17 protein-coding genes and 2 pseudogenes are annotated in these 17,758 nt (G+C 28.6%); 11 read left to right on the top strand and 8 right to left on the bottom strand.

What is annotated here, in order from left to right; all coding sequences use genetic code 11:
* The first annotated feature begins 57 nt into the window (after positions 1 to 57).
* The 3 genes and pseudogenes from pheS (at position 58) to ACMFBB_RS12135 (ending at position 3,154) form a co-directional block, all read left to right on the top strand.
* A pseudogene (gene pheS, locus ACMFBB_RS12145) lies at positions 58 to 1,076 on the top strand (phenylalanine--tRNA ligase subunit alpha).
* A gap of 439 nt (positions 1,077 to 1,515) precedes the next feature.
* A complete protein-coding gene (locus ACMFBB_RS12140) occupies positions 1,516 to 1,911 on the top strand; it encodes a hypothetical protein (RefSeq protein WP_435261043.1) in 396 nt (131 codons plus the stop codon).
* Positions 1,912 to 2,149: 238 nt separating this feature from the next.
* On the top strand, positions 2,150 to 3,154 hold the full coding sequence (locus ACMFBB_RS12135) for a hypothetical protein (RefSeq protein WP_435261042.1): 1,005 nt from the start codon (positions 2,150 to 2,152) through the stop codon (positions 3,152 to 3,154).
* A gap of 95 nt (positions 3,155 to 3,249) precedes the next feature.
* On the opposite strand, the gene ACMFBB_RS12130 is transcribed toward ACMFBB_RS12135, so the two are convergent.
* The 5 genes from ACMFBB_RS12130 to ACMFBB_RS12110 form a co-directional block, all read right to left on the bottom strand.
* On the bottom strand, positions 3,250 to 4,416 hold the full coding sequence (locus ACMFBB_RS12130) for a hypothetical protein (RefSeq protein ID WP_435261041.1): 1,167 nt from the start codon (positions 4,414 to 4,416) through the stop codon (positions 3,250 to 3,252).
* Positions 4,417 to 4,692: 276 nt separating this feature from the next.
* A complete protein-coding gene (locus tag ACMFBB_RS12125) occupies positions 4,693 to 5,055 on the bottom strand; it encodes a plastocyanin/azurin family copper-binding protein (RefSeq protein WP_435261040.1) in 363 nt (120 codons plus the stop codon).
* A 25-nt stretch (positions 5,056 to 5,080) separates the two neighbouring features.
* Entirely contained in the window at positions 5,081 to 5,638 is a 558-nt protein-coding gene (locus ACMFBB_RS12120) for a carboxymuconolactone decarboxylase family protein (protein ID WP_435261039.1), read from the bottom strand.
* A gap of 395 nt (positions 5,639 to 6,033) precedes the next feature.
* Positions 6,034 to 6,879, bottom strand: a complete 846-nt coding sequence (locus ACMFBB_RS12115; protein ID WP_435261038.1) for a helix-turn-helix domain-containing protein — start codon at positions 6,877 to 6,879, stop codon at positions 6,034 to 6,036.
* A 114-nt stretch (positions 6,880 to 6,993) separates the two neighbouring features.
* The gene (locus tag ACMFBB_RS12110) at positions 6,994 to 7,566 is read right to left on the bottom strand and encodes a DUF3109 family protein (RefSeq protein WP_435261037.1); all 573 of its coding nucleotides are present in this window, start codon (positions 7,564 to 7,566) and stop codon (positions 6,994 to 6,996) included.
* Between the two features lie 149 nt (positions 7,567 to 7,715).
* On the opposite strand from ACMFBB_RS12110, the gene ACMFBB_RS12105 reads away from it, so the two are divergent.
* The 5 genes and pseudogenes from ACMFBB_RS12105 (at position 7,716) to ACMFBB_RS12085 (ending at position 12,069) form a co-directional block, all read left to right on the top strand.
* Positions 7,716 to 8,297 (top strand): MarC family protein, encoded by a 582-nt coding sequence (locus tag ACMFBB_RS12105; protein ID WP_435261036.1) that lies wholly within the window; start codon positions 7,716 to 7,718, stop codon positions 8,295 to 8,297.
* Positions 8,298 to 8,906, top strand: a complete 609-nt coding sequence (locus tag ACMFBB_RS12100) for an FAD-dependent oxidoreductase (protein WP_435261035.1) — start codon at positions 8,298 to 8,300, stop codon at positions 8,904 to 8,906.
* Between the two features lie 7 nt (positions 8,907 to 8,913).
* Positions 8,914 to 9,828, top strand: a complete 915-nt coding sequence (locus ACMFBB_RS12095; protein ID WP_435264301.1) for a glutaminase — start codon at positions 8,914 to 8,916, stop codon at positions 9,826 to 9,828.
* Between the two features lie 142 nt (positions 9,829 to 9,970).
* Positions 9,971 to 11,256 (top strand): annotated as a pseudogene (locus ACMFBB_RS12090) (amidohydrolase family protein).
* A 72-nt stretch (positions 11,257 to 11,328) separates the two neighbouring features.
* Positions 11,329 to 12,069, top strand: a complete 741-nt coding sequence (locus tag ACMFBB_RS12085) for a hypothetical protein (protein WP_435261034.1) — start codon at positions 11,329 to 11,331, stop codon at positions 12,067 to 12,069.
* Between the two features lie 279 nt (positions 12,070 to 12,348).
* Here ACMFBB_RS12085 and ACMFBB_RS12080 read toward each other — a convergent pair whose 3' ends face one another.
* Both ACMFBB_RS12080 and ACMFBB_RS12075 read right to left on the bottom strand, forming a co-directional pair.
* Positions 12,349 to 13,038, bottom strand: a complete 690-nt coding sequence (locus ACMFBB_RS12080; RefSeq protein WP_435261033.1) for a LytR/AlgR family response regulator transcription factor — start codon at positions 13,036 to 13,038, stop codon at positions 12,349 to 12,351.
* A gap of 7 nt (positions 13,039 to 13,045) precedes the next feature.
* Complete coding sequence (locus tag ACMFBB_RS12075; protein ID WP_435261032.1) at positions 13,046 to 13,660, bottom strand: sensor histidine kinase; 615 nt, start codon at positions 13,658 to 13,660, stop codon at positions 13,046 to 13,048.
* 579 nt (positions 13,661 to 14,239) lie between these two features.
* Between ACMFBB_RS12075 and ACMFBB_RS12070 the strand changes: the two genes are divergently transcribed.
* Genes ACMFBB_RS12070 through ACMFBB_RS12060 form a run of 3 tightly spaced genes read left to right on the top strand, consistent with a single transcriptional unit; the run spans position 14,240 to position 16,713 of the window.
* Entirely contained in the window at positions 14,240 to 15,400 is a 1,161-nt protein-coding gene (locus ACMFBB_RS12070) for a hypothetical protein (RefSeq protein ID WP_435261031.1), read from the top strand.
* Positions 15,401 to 15,413: 13 nt separating this feature from the next.
* On the top strand, positions 15,414 to 16,307 hold the full coding sequence (locus tag ACMFBB_RS12065) for a tetratricopeptide repeat protein (protein WP_435261030.1): 894 nt from the start codon (positions 15,414 to 15,416) through the stop codon (positions 16,305 to 16,307).
* A gap of 19 nt (positions 16,308 to 16,326) precedes the next feature.
* Complete coding sequence (locus ACMFBB_RS12060) at positions 16,327 to 16,713, top strand: DUF1573 domain-containing protein (RefSeq protein ID WP_435261029.1); 387 nt, start codon at positions 16,327 to 16,329, stop codon at positions 16,711 to 16,713.
* Between the two features lie 290 nt (positions 16,714 to 17,003).
* On the opposite strand, the gene ACMFBB_RS12055 is transcribed toward ACMFBB_RS12060, so the two are convergent.
* On the bottom strand, positions 17,004 to 17,750 hold the full coding sequence (locus ACMFBB_RS12055) for a succinate dehydrogenase/fumarate reductase iron-sulfur subunit (protein ID WP_435261028.1): 747 nt from the start codon (positions 17,748 to 17,750) through the stop codon (positions 17,004 to 17,006).
* Positions 17,751 to 17,758 lie beyond the last annotated feature (8 nt).

Genomic DNA, 17,758 nt, shown 5'->3' with positions numbered 1-17,758 from the left:
GATTTTTTAACTAAAAAAGCTTAAATTTGCAACTTAATTTTTTTGGATTAATAAATAATGTTAGATAAGGTAAAAGAATTGATTGGTGACGTAAAAGCTTTTAAAGCAACGTCTAAGGAAGAAGTTGAAACATTCAGAATTAAATACTTAGGAAGTAAAGGATTGTTAAAAGATTTATTTGCTGAGTTTAAGAATGTTGATACTGAGTTGCGCAAAGATTTTGGACAAGCTTTAAATAATCTTAAAAAATCTGCTGAAGTTAAAGTAGCTGAATTAAATGACACCTTAAATAATACTATTGAAGATAAAGGAATTTATGGCGATTTAACCCGTCCTTCTGAGCCAATAGAATTAGGGTCGCGTCATCCTATTTCTTTAGTAAGAAATCAAATTATTGAGGTGTTTAATCGTATTGGTTTTACCGTTTCTGAGGGCCGGAAATTGAAGATGACTGGCATAACTTCTCAGCTTTAAACTTACCGGAATACCACCCTGCTCGTGACATGCAGGACACCTTTTTTATAGATAAAAATCCAGACACTTTACTAAGAACGCATACATCGTCTGTGCAAGTTCGTTATATGGAAAATAACGAACCTCCTATTAGAACCATTTCTCCTGGAAGAGTTTTTCGTAATGAAGATATTTCTGCTCGTGCGCATTGTATTTTCCATCAGGTAGAAGGCTTATATATTGATACTGATGTTTCTTTTGCCGATTTAAAACAAACACTATTATACTTTACTAAAGAGATGTTTGGTAAATCCAAAATTCGTTTACGTCCTTCATATTTTCCTTTTACTGAACCAAGTGCTGAAGTAGATATATACTGGGGACTTGAAACTGAAACTGATTACAGAATTACCAAAGGTACTGGTTGGCTAGAAATCATGGGATGTGGTATGGTTGATCCTAATGTTTTAAAAAACTGTAACATTGATCCTACTAAATATTCTGGTTATGCTTTTGGAATGGGAATTGAGCGTATTGCAATGCTTTTATATCAGATACCTGATATTCGTATGTTTTATGAAAATGACAAACGCTTTTTAGATCAATTTAAGGCTATCATCTAAAAACTGTCAGGCCTCTTGGGTCTGATTTTTTTATTTGCTCTTTTAATGTTACCATATTTTCTTAGAACAATTTTGCAAGAAACTCTTGAAAGATTATTAAGGTTTGAGTACTTATAATTAATTAAATAGTATTTTCATCTTTAAAGGTACCACTAGATACTTTTTATCAATTTATAAAAAATATCAGAGTCCTATTCTCTCTATACCTACATTAAAAAGAATGGTTAAACATATAGTTTTCCTGCTTATTCGTTAGCTGGTTATCTTGAAAATTTAACCTTTATGCCAAAAGTTATGATTTTTACATGATAATAATCGGGATACATGGATATGTGTTCTAGATATTTTTACTGAAGTATATAATAATAAAATCAAAATTCTCTTGGGTAGTAGCTTTTATAAAGATACTATACTTACAATTTTAAAATACGCTCTTTAAATGAAAAAAGACATACAAATACCAGAAGTTAGTGATATAGAAATGGCTATAGTTTTAGAACAAAATGAAGTTCATAAAACAGATGACTGGAATGTTTATATCATAAATAAAAAAAATATTGCAATTGAAATGGTTGTTATTGTTTCTCAAGGTTTTTCAGAAACGAAAACCACCTCAGTTTTCCGTAAAAAAATAGAGTTGCTACCAAGTAATTCTATAGCTAAGGTTGAGTTGATTCAACCAGAATTGTTTGCTTTAGACAATCGTTTTCAAGTAAGTTTCTTTGAAAACAACAAACTACAAGAAAAAACATTTACTTTCAAAAAAAACACAATTAAAGAGAGTAGCTTAAGTATCATTCAACCTTTTAATAAGAAGGGAGTATTAACATCATAATATTTTTTGTATTTTGCTAAAAAATCAACAATATATTGCAAATAGAATAGTCTTCCCTTTAACGAGAAGACTATCTTAATTCTTGCATTTACGTACAAAAATATAGTTTTGATAAAATATGCACCCTTCAAAAAGCATAATCTATCGAAGCACAAATAAAATTCATTTTCTATAAAAAAAACGCAAAAAATTACAAATTTTCAAATTTTGATTTGCATTTTTTACAAAAAAATTACAAATGAAAAAAGAGGTCGAACAGTTTTTTTGTCAGATAAAACAAAAGCTCCCGAAAAATATTTCTTTAGTAGAAGAAATAGCTAGTGTTTTAGATATTAACTACGATGCAGCCTATAGACGAATTAACAATAAAACAGAACTTTCTTTTAAAGAAGCTCTTTGTCTTGCTAAATTCTATAAAATTTCACTAAATACAATTTATAGCTTTAAAGAAAATGAATCTATAATTGTTCAAAAAGACTACAATTTTCAAACGAATAATACCCTAGAATCTTTTTTTATAAAAAGCAATAAGTTGATTAATCATTTTGGTAAACTGGAAAACTCGGAAATATTATATACTGCGAAAGATATTCCTTTATATTATTTTCCTCAAAACAGTTTAATTCAAAAGTTTAAAATATATTCTTTATTAAACTTACCCTACTCAAAAGAAAACATTAACAAAAGAGAAGTAACTTTCGAAGCGTTCAGTATTTCATCAAACCTAATATACGAGTCTATTTGTTTTAAAAATGCATTTAAAAAAGTTAATTGTACTGAAATATGGAATGACAACACAATTAATAGTAATCTATATGAAATATATTATTGTTTTAAAATAAAACTAATAAATCAAGAACAAGCTATACAATTATGTGATGAATTAAAGTTAATGACTAAAAGTATAGAAAATAAAATTAAAAATGAATCTTTAAATAAAAACTCAAATGTAAAGAGTAAAATGTATTACAGTAAACTAGCTTCTTTAGACAATGCTGTTATTTTTAACTCAAAAAAAACAAAAACACTCCTAATACCCTATATACAAACATCTTATTTACGCATAGATGATGAACTTATTTGCGAAGAAACAATTCGTTCATTTAACAAAAAAATTCAATTATCAAAAAAAGTCTCTGGAGATGCTGAAATTGAACGAAAAATATTTTTTTCTTCTATGTACCAAAAAATAAATAGTATTTATAATCAAATAAAAAACGAGGATACGATATTTACATTATAAGTTGATAGTCTCCAAATTTAAATACACAAAACATTCTTTTTATTTAAAAACCTCATCATAAATTATGATGAGGTATCATAAATCAAAGTAAAATTTTATTTTAATTGTACTGTACAGGCTCTGTTAATTTTTTCAACTTCAGAAATAAACCCTTCAAGATCTTTGAATGCATTTTCAAAAACATTTAATTGATTTACAAAATCATTTATTGGTTCAATTGTTTTCGTTATAAATGAATTCAAATCTTCAGATAAATCATTAAGAATACTCAATCCTGGTATAGATGGGAGGTGTATCTTTAAATTTAGCGATCTTAATACTGGTTGTAAAACTGCATTCATAGCTTTATTTAACAAGTCCATAACCGGTCCTATAACACTTAATCCTCCTTTTATAATTTGCTCTACATTAAATGAAAAATAAACTGTATGCCACCCACATGGATAAGGTAATTTTATACCTAAGACATGCTTGTAACAAAATTTAGGATAACCACCATATGGTACACGTATTGTATGACTTAATACATTTTTCACAGAATTTAAAGAAGAAATTAAAGGATTTAAAACATTGATCACCGCATTAATTTGGTTTTCTAAACTTACCAACCCCATTACTAAGTGCTTAATTTTCTCTACCTCTTCAGTAACTTCACTAATACCATTTAAAATTTTTATTTGTGCATTATCAAAAGCTAAAACTCCAGAATCAACCTTATCTGCTGCTGAATCTAAATGGTTAACTAAATCAGTTTTTACTATTGAATTTGGAAGACTACTAATACAATTTATAGCACCTCCTAAGGTAGCAATAAATTGATTTTCTGCATTCATTAGTTTTAATAATACCTCGTCAATTTGTTTTACTTTAGGCTCTACCTTATCAATAGCTTTTCTTATTGGAGCGACTATTTTTTCAACTTTATTAGAAACATCGAGAGCTTCATCTATAGGTTTCTTAAATGTTGTAAGTACATTTTTTATTTCTGATGCTTCAGTTCCAATTTCTGGAATTATTGAAACTACTTCTAATAATTCTACAGCCTCACTTAATGCTGAGTCTAAGTCTTTTAATTTTGTGTTTATTGTTTTGGAAATAGTTAAATCACTATCTATTGTTTGAAGATCTTGACTAACTGCTTTTACATCTGCTTCTAACTTAGCAGTATTTCCTTCTGTAGCGCTAACATCATGCATTAATTTATTTGCTTCATTCATGCTTGAGATAACTGAATCTGTAAATTGACTGTTTACTGTTGACATAATTTTAAGTTTAGTTAAAGTTTTAATTAGACACTAAAAAAGTCAAACAATCAAAGTATTACCTCGCTTTCCATATTATATTACGGATACAAATGTTATATTTCTTTTACTCAAATTTCTTAGCTATTCAAATTTTAATTTTAAATTTCAAAAATTTCAAAAAAACACCATAAACGTCTATTATTCAAGTATTAGCGTATAAACAAGACTACTCTAAACATAAAAAACCTCTTCATTATTCTGAAGAGGTAAACTAAAAGCTACATAAACGATGTATTACTTTACTGTTAATGTATATTGAGGTGTTGGATTTAAAGGACAAAAATAAACATACTCTCCTTTTTTAAGAGTTACTTTTTTAGAAGTAGATTTTCCATTATTTTTTACTAACGAAGTTACATATGCATTTTTTATATGATCTTTCTGCTCAACTTTTCCTTTAGGAGCTAGAACAAAACCAACATCATGACCGACTTTAGTATTTGTTATTTCAAAAATATATGTCCCTTCAGATAATGTCAATGATTTTTGTGTAAACTCTCCTTTAGTTTGTTCAAGAGCAACTGTTTTTACTTCTTGACCATTTACTTTAAATGCAAATCCTACTACTACGATTAAAAATACTATTATTTTTTTCATGTGTTCTTAATTTTTTAATTATTTATTATGCGTTTAATGTATACTTCCCTGCTTCTACTTTTGGAAAATCAATTTCTGTCTCAGCAATATGGTTTACGTAGTTCGTTAATGTATTAGCTACTACATTTAATACTATTTCTAAAACGTCACTATCATTATACCCTGCTTCTTTAAAAGCTTTAATCTCTTCTGAGGTTACATTTCCTCTGTTTTTAGTTATACTTTGAGCAAATTGTAATCCTACTTTTACTTTTTCTTTCGAAGCTTTACCTTGTCTATTCTCCTCTGCTTCCTCTTCAGATAAACCATTCATCTTACCAATTGCTGTATGAGCTGATAAACAATAGTTACATTTATTTTCCTCAGCAATAGCCAATGCTAATTGTTCTCTGAATTTATTAGAAAAATTTCCACTTGCGGTTAATTCTCCTAAGCTTAAATAACTTTGTAACGTTGCAGGTGAATTACCAAAAACTTTAATTAAATTAGGAATAAAACCTAATTTACTTTGCACAGCATCAAATAATTCCTTTGATTTTCCAGTAGTTGTGTCTGGGTTTAATGTTTCAATTCTTGTACTCATAATTTTATTTAGTTTAAATTTTATTTAGTTTTTTTTCACAATTACACATTTCTCTTTCTGGAAATTGATCGTCGTACTCTTGATACCCCCAACAGTTAGGGCATTGGTTATTTTCAGCTCTCATAATGCTTTGTTTTTAAATTCTTATACAAAGATGCGACGGAGGCACACTTTAAAAAATGGACAAAAGTTCCTGTTACTTGGACAAGCATCAAATACTTAAAAAAAAGAAGTTCATTAACCTATGTTAATGTTTTGGTATACAAATCACTATATATTTGCTAACCTAGATAAAAACATGCTAACAAATGTTTTTTTCTATAATTAAAACCCTTCTATACTCGTAGCTTCCCCTTGTGTTACGAGTTTTTTATAAAATTAAATATTGAAAGAGCTTATAATTTATGCTCCTTTTGGAATTGCTTTGGAGATTGACCCGCTGATTTAGTAAAAAAACGAGAAAAATAAGCTGGATCATTAAATCCTAAATCGAAAGCAATATGTTTTATTGCTTCAGAAGAATAGATCAGCTGCCTTTTAGCTTCAATCATTACTCTATTCTTAATAAAATCACTTGGAGTTTGTGTGCCTATTTTCTGAAAATGTTTTGTAAGAGATTTGGGAGATATACCTAATCGTTGAGCGTAATCGGAAACGCTATGAAGTTTTTTAAAATTTTGTTCTACTAATAAACTGAAGTCTTTGAATAATTTAGTTTCTAAATTTTCTTTTATAGTATCATACCCTTTTTTTATTCGTACTGAATAAATAATAAACTGCTTTAAAAAAGATTGTAACATATCATATTGAGCCGTCTCTTCTAATTCAAACTCTTCTATCAAATTACTTAAAATAAAGCTTAGTTTTTGAGTATCTTTATGAGTAGGAGATACAAATGGAGTTTCATAAACATTATTAAACAACACACCATTACAAGCTATTTCAGTATCATGGGTTTGAATGCAGTAGAAATCTCTTGAGAAACTTAATTGGTATGCTTCTTTTATTTTTTCGGAATCAACAGTAAAAACTTGCCCTGGTGACAAGAAGAACAAAACATTTCCATTAAAAGAATAACTTTTAAAATCAATATTATAAGTTCCTTTCCCTTCTCTTATCCAAAAAATTTTATAATTATCAACTTGTTTAGGCTCATTAACAATGCAAGCTTTTTCAAACTCCACTAACTGTAATGAAAATATACTTTGAAAATTATATGTTTTTACTTCTTGAACTGCCATTAAATTACTTTATTAATTTTTGGTCGTAAAAAAAGGCGTAACTAACAGTTTTATGGAACCTATTAAAAGTAAGCATTTACATCAAAACTTTTATTATTTATACTTTAAAAACTCCTACTTCTTTTTATGGTTTTCTGCTAACTTTTCTAATTCATCATACCAATTTTGCCCAAACTTCCTTACTAATGCCTGCTTAACAAACTTATAAACAGGTACCTGCAACTCTTTTCCTAAGGAACACGCATCATCACAGATTTCCCATTTATCATAATTTACTGCAGAAAATTCACTGTATTCTTTTATTCTTACAGGGTATAAATGGCAAGAAACTGGTTTTTTCCAATCAATCAAACCCTGATTATAAGCTTCTTCAATAGCACACAAAGCTGTATCCTTTTCATCGAAAATAACGTACGCACAATCAGCATCATTAATTAAAGGAGTTTCAAGTTCGCCAAAATCACCTTTAATCCATGTACCTTGATTTTCAATAGCTTCAATACCTTCTTTACGTAAAAAAGGTTTCACTTTTGGATATATTTTTTCTAAAATCTTAGTTTCTTCTTCATCTAAAGGAGCCCCAGCATCGCCGTCAATACAACAAGCCCCCTTGCAGGCAGATATATTACAAACAAATTCTTTCTCTATAAGATCCTCTGAAACAATTGTTTTCCCTAATTGAAACATATATTGTCTTTATGTTATTTGTGTTTGAAAATTAATTAATTACACAAGTTAAAAGATAATGTCTTATATTACGTTTGTGTAAAATTTTATGCAAAAATAATAGATTGTAAGTTTACTTATCTAATTTTGCAGATGAAAAACAATATATCATGAATTTTAATTTTAAAGAAATATTCACTGCCTTTATGGTATTATTTGCGGTAATAGATATCATTGGTAACATACCAATTATCATTGACTTACGTAAAAAAGTAGGCCATATACAATCTGAAAAAGCATCTGTTATTGCGGGTGTTATTATGGTAATATTTTTGTTTTTAGGAGAACAGTTATTAGGTTTTATAGGTATTGATGTGCATTCATTCGCTGTAGCTGGGGCTTTTATTTTGTTTTTTATTGCTTTAGAGATGATTTTAGGAATTACACTATATAAAGAAGATGATGATGAAGCACTTAACGCTTCTGTATTTCCCATTGCTTTTCCATTAATCGCTGGTCCGGGAAGTTTAACAACACTACTTTCATTAAGAGCTGAATATTCATGGGAAAATATTTTAATAGCCATACTTTTAAATGTATTATTAATTTATGGAGTATTAAAAACATCTGCTCGAATTGAAAAAATGATAGGTCAAAACGGTATTAAAATTATTAGAAAAATATTTGGTGTAGTATTATTAGCTATTGCTGTTAAATTATTTGCAGCCAATATCAAAATGTTAATGGCATAAATGATTTTTGATGTTTTAATAATTGGAGGTGGTGTTGCTGGTATGCAATGTGCCTTAGTTTTGGGTTCAGCCAACAAAAAAGAATATGCTCAAAATAAGAGAGTTGGTATAATTATGCACCAACGTTCTTCACATTTACAAGATGCTTTATTTAATAATGTTTTAGGAATAGCTGAGGGTACTTTGGGAAAAGACATCTTAACTTCAGGAAAAGATCAATTAAAAAATCTATACCCAAATATATCCCAAATAGAAAATGAAAAAGTTATTGCTGTGCTTGATGATGAAAATGGGTACAAAATTGTTACTAATAAAAATGAATACTATAGTAAAAATGCTGTAGTAGCTTTAAATTATTCAAAACCATTTGATATTGCTGGTCTTGAACGATATATTGAACGTCATTCTAGGGCAAATGTTATGAAAGACAGAATACAACTTCGTAACTTTAATCACTTAATCAAAGAAGGTTTATATGTTTGTGGAACTTTGGCAGGTTGGAGAAGTCAATTTGCTATAGCTGCAGGTAGTGGAGCAAGTGTTGCTACTGATATTTTAACAGTTTGGAATGATCATGTACCTACAAAAGTACATGACAAAAAAGTATAATAAGCAAATGAGTTTTGATACTATTATACAACGCCTTTTTCTTGAAATAAAGAATATAGAAGATACAGGAAAAACAGCATCCTATATACCTGAGCTACAAAATATAGATGTCGATAAATTTGGTATACACATAGCTTCAACTAGTAATACTAACTTCGGAATTGGTGACTATTCTGAAAAATTTTCTATTCAAAGTATCTCAAAAGTACTATCGTTAAGTTTAGCATACAGTATACTTGGAGAAAACATTTGGAATAGATTAGGTGTTGAACCTTCTGGCTCAAGTTATAATTCTCTTGTTCAGCTTGAAAGTGACAAAGGTATTCCTAGAAACCCTTTTATAAATGCAGGTGCTATAGTAATTGCTGATGTTTTATTAAGCGAACTAAAAAGCCCTAAACAAGATTTTTTATCATTTGTAAGAGATTTAGCTGGTTCCGAAGAAATAACATATTCAAAAAAAATAGCAGCATCAGAAAAATCAGTAGGCTACAGAAATATTGCATTATGTAATTTCATAAAATCTTTTAATAATATTCAAAATGCTCCTTCTGAAGTATTAGATTTTTATTTTGACATCTGCTCTCTTGAAATGAGCGCTAAAGAACTATCTAACACTTTTTTATTCTTGGCAAATAAGGGCATAAATCCCCACACAAGAAACCAAGTTTTAACACAAAGCCAATCTAAAAGAATTAATGCTCTCATGCAAACTTGTGGTTTTTATGATGAATCTGGCGAATTTGCATTTAAAGTGGGGTTACCTGGTAAAAGTGGTGTTGGTGGTGGTATTGTTGCAGTACATCCTGGTCATTATGCAATTACCGTTTGGAGCCCAAAACTAAACAAAAAAGGAAATTCTTTTAAAGGAATACAATTTTTAGAAAAATTTACTACAGCTTCTAAATTATCTATATTTTAAAAAAGACGTTTTTATATTTAACTGCATTTTTTATATTTTTCCTTATGGTATATTGAAAATAATCATCTTTTTGATTTCTAAAAAACATTATTAATTAGTCTTTAAAAGCTTATATTTAGGAATTTAATAACTACAGCATACTATGACAAAAATAAAATTTCTACTACTATTTTTAATCACAACCGTTTCAATTCAAGCACAAACTACGTATATATTGTGTGGCAAATTAGTAGACACTAAAGAAGGTGTAATCAAACAAAAACAAACTATTATAGTTGAAAAAAACAAAATTATTAACGTAATTAATGGTTATGTAGCTCCAAAGAGTAAAACTGCGAAAACAATCGATTTAAAGAACAAAGTAGTTATACCGGGGCTTATATTGATATGCATGTACATATAGAGCAAGAATTTAGTGCTAAAACACGTTTAAATAGATATATTTTAAATGAAGCTGATGTTGCTTTTAATTCCGTTGGTTTTGCAAAAACAACCTTATTAAAAGGGTTTACAACAGTAAGAGATTTAGGGGGTACTGGTGTTAATATTGCCATTAGAAAAGCTATTGATGCTGGTAAAATTCCAGGGCCAAGAGTTTTCACTGCAGGTAAGTCATTAGCAACCACTGGAGGTCATGCTGATCCAACAAATGGAAGTAGTAGAGTTTTAATAGGAAATCCTGGTCGTAAAGAAGGAGTGGTTAATAGTATTGAAGATGCAAAAAAAGCTGTACGTCAACGTTATAAAAATGGTGCTGATTGTATTAAAATTACAGCTACTGGCGGTGTTTTAAGTGTTGCTAAAAGTGGAGATAACCCTCAGTTTACCATTGAAGAAATTAAAGCTATTTGTGAAACAGCCAAAGATTATGGAATGCATGTAGCTGCACATGCTCATGGTGATGAAGGTATGCAACGCGCAGTTTTGGGAGGTGTTAAAACTATTGAACACGGTACTTATATGAGTACTAAAACAATGGATTTAATGATCAAAAACAATGTGTATTTGGTTCCAACAATAACCGCTGGAAAAGAAGTAGAGGAAAAAGCTAAAATAAAAGGATTTTATCCGGACATAGTTGTGCCAAAAGCTTTAAAAGTTGGCCCTCAAATTCAAGGAACTTTTGCAAAGGCATATAAAAAAGGAGTTGGTATTGCTTTTGGAACTGATGCTGGTGTTTTTAAGCATGGGAATAATGGAAAAGAATTTGGCTATATGGTTGAAGTTGGAATGCCAGCCATAGAAACTATTCAAGCTGCAACCATAACCAATGCGAAAATTTTAAAAATGGATACTGAAATTGGGCAAATAAAAAAAGGCTTTTATGCTGATATTATTGCTGTAAATGAAGACCCTACTGTAAATATAAACACTATGGAAAATGTTGTTTTTGTAATGAAAAACGGGATAGTTTATAAGAAAAAATAATCCTAAAAAACCGTAACAAAACACATTTTAAATTTACTAATTAATAGTAGTAATTTAAATAATAAGCGTGTTATGCAAAATACTTTTAAAACAAAAGAAAGCTTAATAGTTTACGGAATTCCTTTATTGATGATTTTATCACTTATAGTAATGGTAAAATCATCTTTTTTTACTCCCAATTTATCTCCTTTTGTACTAATCGATTTGTTAATTACTATACCTTTAGTTTATTTCTTTTTAATAAGAAAAAAAGAGAGCTCTAAAAAATCTATTATAACTATTCTTATTTTAGGCTTTGTTATTTCAAATTATATTCTTCCAAAAGAAAACTTAGAAGTATTATCTAGAATACAAGTAATATTAATACCATTATTAGAAACTTCTTTACTAGTATATATAATTATAACTGTACGAAAATCAGCCAAAGAAATAAGAAAAAACAATGATGCTACTTTAGATTTTTTTGATCAGGCCCAACAGGTTTGTACTCAAATTTTACCTTCAAAAGCAGGAACTATTTTAGCTACTGAAATTGCAGTTTTTTACTATAGCCTTTTAAATTGGAAAAAACGACAATATGATGATTTAGAATATACCTATCATAAAGAAGGAACGGCTATTAGTGTAGTACTTGGTTTTTTATTAGTTGTAATTATAGAAATGTTTGTTACTCATTCTATGATGAAACAGGGTAATGTAAAAGGTTCTTTAATTTTAGGTATTTTAAGTGCCTATACTGCTCTTCAGGTAATTGCAGTTATGAAATCATTATCTAAAAAGCCTTGTTATATTGATATTGAAAAAAACAATTAGTATTAAAGTTTGGTATTTTATCAAAAGCTGTTATACCATTTGAAAACATTGAAAAAATAGAAATTTCATCTAAAGAATTACCAGAAAAAACTACTATTAAGTATTTTTCACCATTTGGAAGCTCTTTAGGTCATAATTTAATTGTACACTTAAAAAATGTAATATCATTTACCTATTTTTATGGTTTCACTAAAAAAGCAACATCTTTAGCTATTTTTATAGATCAAAAAATTGAATTTAAAAATGAACTAAGCAAGCATATTTCATAGTAATTCTATTTTAATTTTTACTAGAATTAATACTTTCTGAAAAACTGTTTTTATACGTTCTCCCCAACGGAAGTTTTTGCTTATTTATAAAAACACTACTTCCTGAGTATTTTTCAATCTTTTTTATATTTATGATGTATGATTTATGTATTTGAATAAACTGTTTTGGACTCAATATTTCCGCCCATTTTTTTAAAGAATCAATAACACTTAACTTTTTATTTTGAGTAAAAAATGTAACATAATTCCTGTCAGATTCTATATATAATATATCTTCTACATATACTTTATGTATTGTTTTATCAATATTTAAAAAAATAGCTTTTTTTTGTGCCTTCTCCTGATGATTGATTCGGTTTTCAGCTTTACTTATAGCTTTCAAAAATCGATCAAAAGAAAAAGGTTTTACTAAATAATCAACTATTGTAGTCAATTCGAAGCTATCAACAGCAAACTCAGGGTATGCTGTAGTAATGATTATTTGTGGAGGTTTTTTTACAGTTTTTATGAAATCAATTCCAGAAATATCAGGTAAATTAATATCTAGTAAAACAACATCAGCAGGCTCTTGTTTTAAATATTCATTAGCCAAAGTAGCCGTTTGAAAAGAAGCAAGAATATTCAAATCAGGTATTTTACGAATATAGTTTTTAAGTATCCTTTGTGCAGGTATTTCATCTTCAATAATAATACAATTCATAGCCTTTTTAAATAAGAGTTAGCTTAATAGTTACGTTAAAATTGGAGCTTTTATCAATGACCAATTCATGTTTGTTTTCATACAATAACTCCAATCGCTTTCTCAAATTCGTTAAACCAATGGTATTATTATTTGTTGAATTTTGTTCTAAATAATCATTCTTGCATATAAATAATAGTTGCGAGTTCTCTACATCTAAACTTAAATCAATAATACTATTGACTGAACTATGCTTAAATGCATTTTCAATAATAGTAATTAGTAGTAAAGGAGCTATTTTATGATGTACTTCTTTGACATTCTTAGTATAACTTATTTCTTTAATACCCTCAGTCCTTATTTTGTGAAACTCGATATAATTATCAATAAAATGTAATTCTTTAGACAGAGGTACTTTCTCAGCATTACTCTCATAAAGAACATGTTTTAAATTATCAGACAATTTTAAAATTAAATCTGGAGTTTCGTCTGGCTTTTCAAGAGAATAAGAATAAATAGTATTAAGATTATTAAACAATATATGTGGATTTATTTGAGATTTTAAAAATTTCAACTCCATTTCTGTTCTTTCTTGTTTAATTGTTTCAACTTCTTTGCTTTTATCTATATATCTGAAAAGCATTAATATAAACGAGAAAAAAATTAGTGGAACTAGGGTTTGCCATAAATAATTACTTAAGCATTTCATAATTGAACATCCACACCTTGCAAATACATTACAATAAAGTTGGGTAGCAATGAATGATATTAAACCAAAAAGAATAATGTATAAGAAATACCATTTCTTTTTTATGAAAAAAGGTAGTAAAACATGGTTATTAACATATACAATAACTACAAGTATAAAAAAGTATTGCAAAAAAGGATTTTCAGACCAATAATAAGGCGTAAAAACAAATAATGACACAAAGATGAACAATGCCCAAAAAAGTGCATGTATCAGGATTTGAAGGCTATATGTTTTTATAAAATGCATAAACAAAACCATGAAGGTATAAAAAATAGTTTCCATATTCAAAATGTAGGTATAAAGAGCAATTTTCTATGTATGTAATGCATAAATAGGGTAGTTAATACGTGTTTATAAGCTACCTGTCCTTCAAATTTTAACATGTTGAAATTGCCCTATATTTTCGCTATGCACAACACATGTTAAACAATTAAAAAACAGACCAATACCCATATTAAGATAACTAAAAATATGTTAAAAACAGTAAAAATATTAATTGCAATGTTTTCGATAAGTTTTGTATGTCCTCAAACAGACTTTTTATTGATAAATGAAGACATTAAATTACCTAAAAATAACACTATAAGTAAGACATTAATTAGTTCATTAAATAGCTTTTTACTGAATGTGCAAAATACAACTGACAACAATCCATTTGTATTTGAAAAAGAAAAAATTGAAACACTTTTATTGTTAGAAGAAATGGAAAACATTGGAAAAAATGACGTATTCAAGGATACAAATTTTTATAAACCTTATTTAACAAATGTTGTTTTATTAGACACTAATGATTACTTAATACAAATATCTTACATTGGAGTTAAAGAGAACAAAGCAATACTAAAAGCTGTTTTTGAGCTTATTGCTCATCAAACGGGTGATACCTTTCAATTTTCCTCACCACTAATAAAAAATACGCTAGAATGGAAAATCAAAAAAGTAGGAAACAATGTTTTTCATTATAAAAATAAAATAAACCATAAAAACACAGAAGAGTTTAATGAATTGGTTTCTTTTTACGATTCAAAATTAAAACCTAAAAACAAAAGAAATGATATCTATTGTAGTGGAAATTTACAAGAACTTCTGAAACTTATTGGGGTAATATATTTATTAGACTATAACGGTAAAAGTAGAGGGAATACCAGTGCCATTTTAGGAGACAGAAAAGTATCACTAATAGGAAATAACTTGAATTTTAATGAATTTGACCCTCATGATCTATGGCATGACAGACTGAGCCTTGTTATGCCAAGAAATAAGGTAAATAGGGCTGTTGATGAGGGATGTGCTTATTACTATGGTGGAAGTTGGGGTCTTACATGGAAAGAGATATTTGATGCTTTTAAGAAACAAATTGTAAATCAAAAACCTGATTGGACTGTTGTTAAAGAAAAGCGAATGAATTTTAAAACGAATGGATACAATAATGCCGCAGATTATATAGTAAATGCATTGTTGATAAAGAAAATTGAAAATGAAAAAGGATTTAGTGGAATATGGAAGTTACTTAATTGTGGGCCTTATGAAAAAGGAAATAAAAGGTACTATAAAACCTTACAGGAACTCACTGGTATTACAAAAGAAACCTATAATATGAACGTATGGAAGCTGATAAATAATGAAAAATAAGATGAAAATAGTAATGATGAAAAAATATATATGTGTATTCTTTTTAGTAGTAAATTCTTTTGTGTCTGGACAAGTAATAAACAGTTTAGCAAAAGACAGTAATGGAAAGCTAATGCTTTTGGGTAAAACAAATAAAAAAGCTTTTGAAAATGAAAATTTTAGTTGGTTTAAAAAAAACTATGACAGCTATCTAACAAATGACAAAATTATAAATAAGTTAAAAGATTTATTACAAAATTATACCATCAAAGCTTTTTATGGTAGTTGGTGTGGAGATAGCAAACGAGAGTTGCCAAAATTTTATAAAGTAATTGATGAAACTCATTTTAATAAAGATAAGTTAGAGGTGATTGCTGTAGATAATAAACCCGAAGCCTATAAAGCAGCCCCTAATGGAGAAGAAAAAGGATTAAACATACACAGAGTACCCACTTTTATCTTGTATAAAAACAATCAAGAAATTGGGCGAATAGTAGAATACCCTAAACAAGATATTGAAAGAGATATACTTGCTATAGTAAGCGGTAAAAAGTATTCACCACACTATATTGTAGTTGAGTATTTACATAAAATATTTGAAGAAAAAACAGTAAAAGAATTAAAAAGTGAAGAAAACAAACTCGCTGCTTCATTAGTTGAATTCACCAAAGGAAGTAGAGAACTAAACACCTATGGATATAAATTATTACGCTCAAACCAATTAGAAAAAGCACTATTTATTTTCAAGTTAAACACCAAAATGTACCCCTACAAAGTAAATGTTTTTGACAGTTTGGGAGAAGCATATTTAACCAATAAAAATTATAATAAAGCTTTAGTTAATTATAATAAAGCCCTAAAACTAGCTCCTAATGATAAAAACATTGCTAGCATAATTAAACAAATTAAAACAGAAATAAACCAATAATACCTTAAATTTATATTTTATGAAAACATTATTATTATTTGTAGCTACTTGCCTATTATCAATAGCTATTTCAGCTCAAGAGTTTAAATTTGAAGAAGAGACTATTAACTATGGAAAAATAACTCAAGGATCTGAAGGAACTAGGACCTTTGAATTCACAAATATTGGAGATGCTCCTTTAGTAATTAAAGAAATTAAATCTACCTGTGGATGTGCTGTTCCAAAAAAACCAGAAAAACCAATTATGCCTGGTAAAAAAGGGCAGATACAGGTTTCTTATGACACGAATAGACCTGGTAGTTTTTCAAAAGCAGTAACTATCTATTCAAATGCTAAAAACAAGAGAACAATGATTAAAATAAAAGGGTTTGTGTCAAAATTAAAAAAAGATAAAACCAAGGTTTAAGTATAAGAACTAATTAACCTACATAATATAAAAAACAAAAACCTGAGTTTCCACTCAGGTTTTTTTCATGAGTTTCAATAAACTTATAAAACTTTTAAACTTGTGATTACTTTTACATTCCAATCCCCCCGAATTTTAATGTTGTTTTAATCAACAGAAGTCAAAAGTATCTCTAATTTTGCTTACTTAAGAAAAAAAACCTTGAGCGTAATAATATTAGGAATAAGTGAAGGTATAAAAAAAACGAAGTTAATTAACTTCGTTTTTTTTTACGCAAAATAAATTATTTTTTACCCTTTAAAGCTTGCTTTCAAGAACTCAGAATTCATTCGAGCAATATTTTCCAAAGAAATACCTTTAGGACATTCTATTTCACAAGCTCCTGTATTAGTACAGTTACCAAAGCCTTCTAAATCCATTTGAGCTACCATGTTTTTAACACGCTCTGTGGCTTCTACCTGTCCTTGGGGTAATAAAGCATACTGAGATACCTTAGCACCTACAAACAACATTGCAGAAGAGTTTTTACAAGTTGCTACACATGCTCCACAACCAATACAAGTTGCAGCATCCATAGCCTTATCAGCAGCTTCTTTTGAAATAGGAATAGCATTAGCGTCTTGAGTGTTCCCTGAAGTATTTACAGAAATATACCCACCAGACTGTTGAATACGCTCAAAAGAACTTCTATCAACTACTAAATCTTTTACAACAGGAAAAGCAGCAGCTCTCCATGGCTCAATAGTAATTGTATCTCCATCTTTAAACATACGCATATGTAATTGACATGTAGTTACACCACGATCAGGTCCATGAGCTTCACCATTTATATACATTGAACACATACCGCAAATACCTTCACGACAATCATGATCAAAAGCAACAGGTTCTTCTCCTTGATTGATTAATTGTTCATTTAAAACATCCATCATTTCTAAGAAAGACATATGCTCAGAAATATCGGACACTTTATAATCCACCATCTTTCCCTTATCACTTGCCCCTTTTTGGCGCCAAATTTTAAGTGTTAAATTCATAATTCTAT

This window comes from Tenacibaculum sp. nBUS_03 (assembly GCF_051201695.1).
In the GTDB taxonomy this organism is placed as follows: domain Bacteria; phylum Bacteroidota; class Bacteroidia; order Flavobacteriales; family Flavobacteriaceae; genus Polaribacter.
Note: the sequence above shows the minus strand (reverse complement) of the source record. Positions and strands in the feature narration are given on the sequence as shown.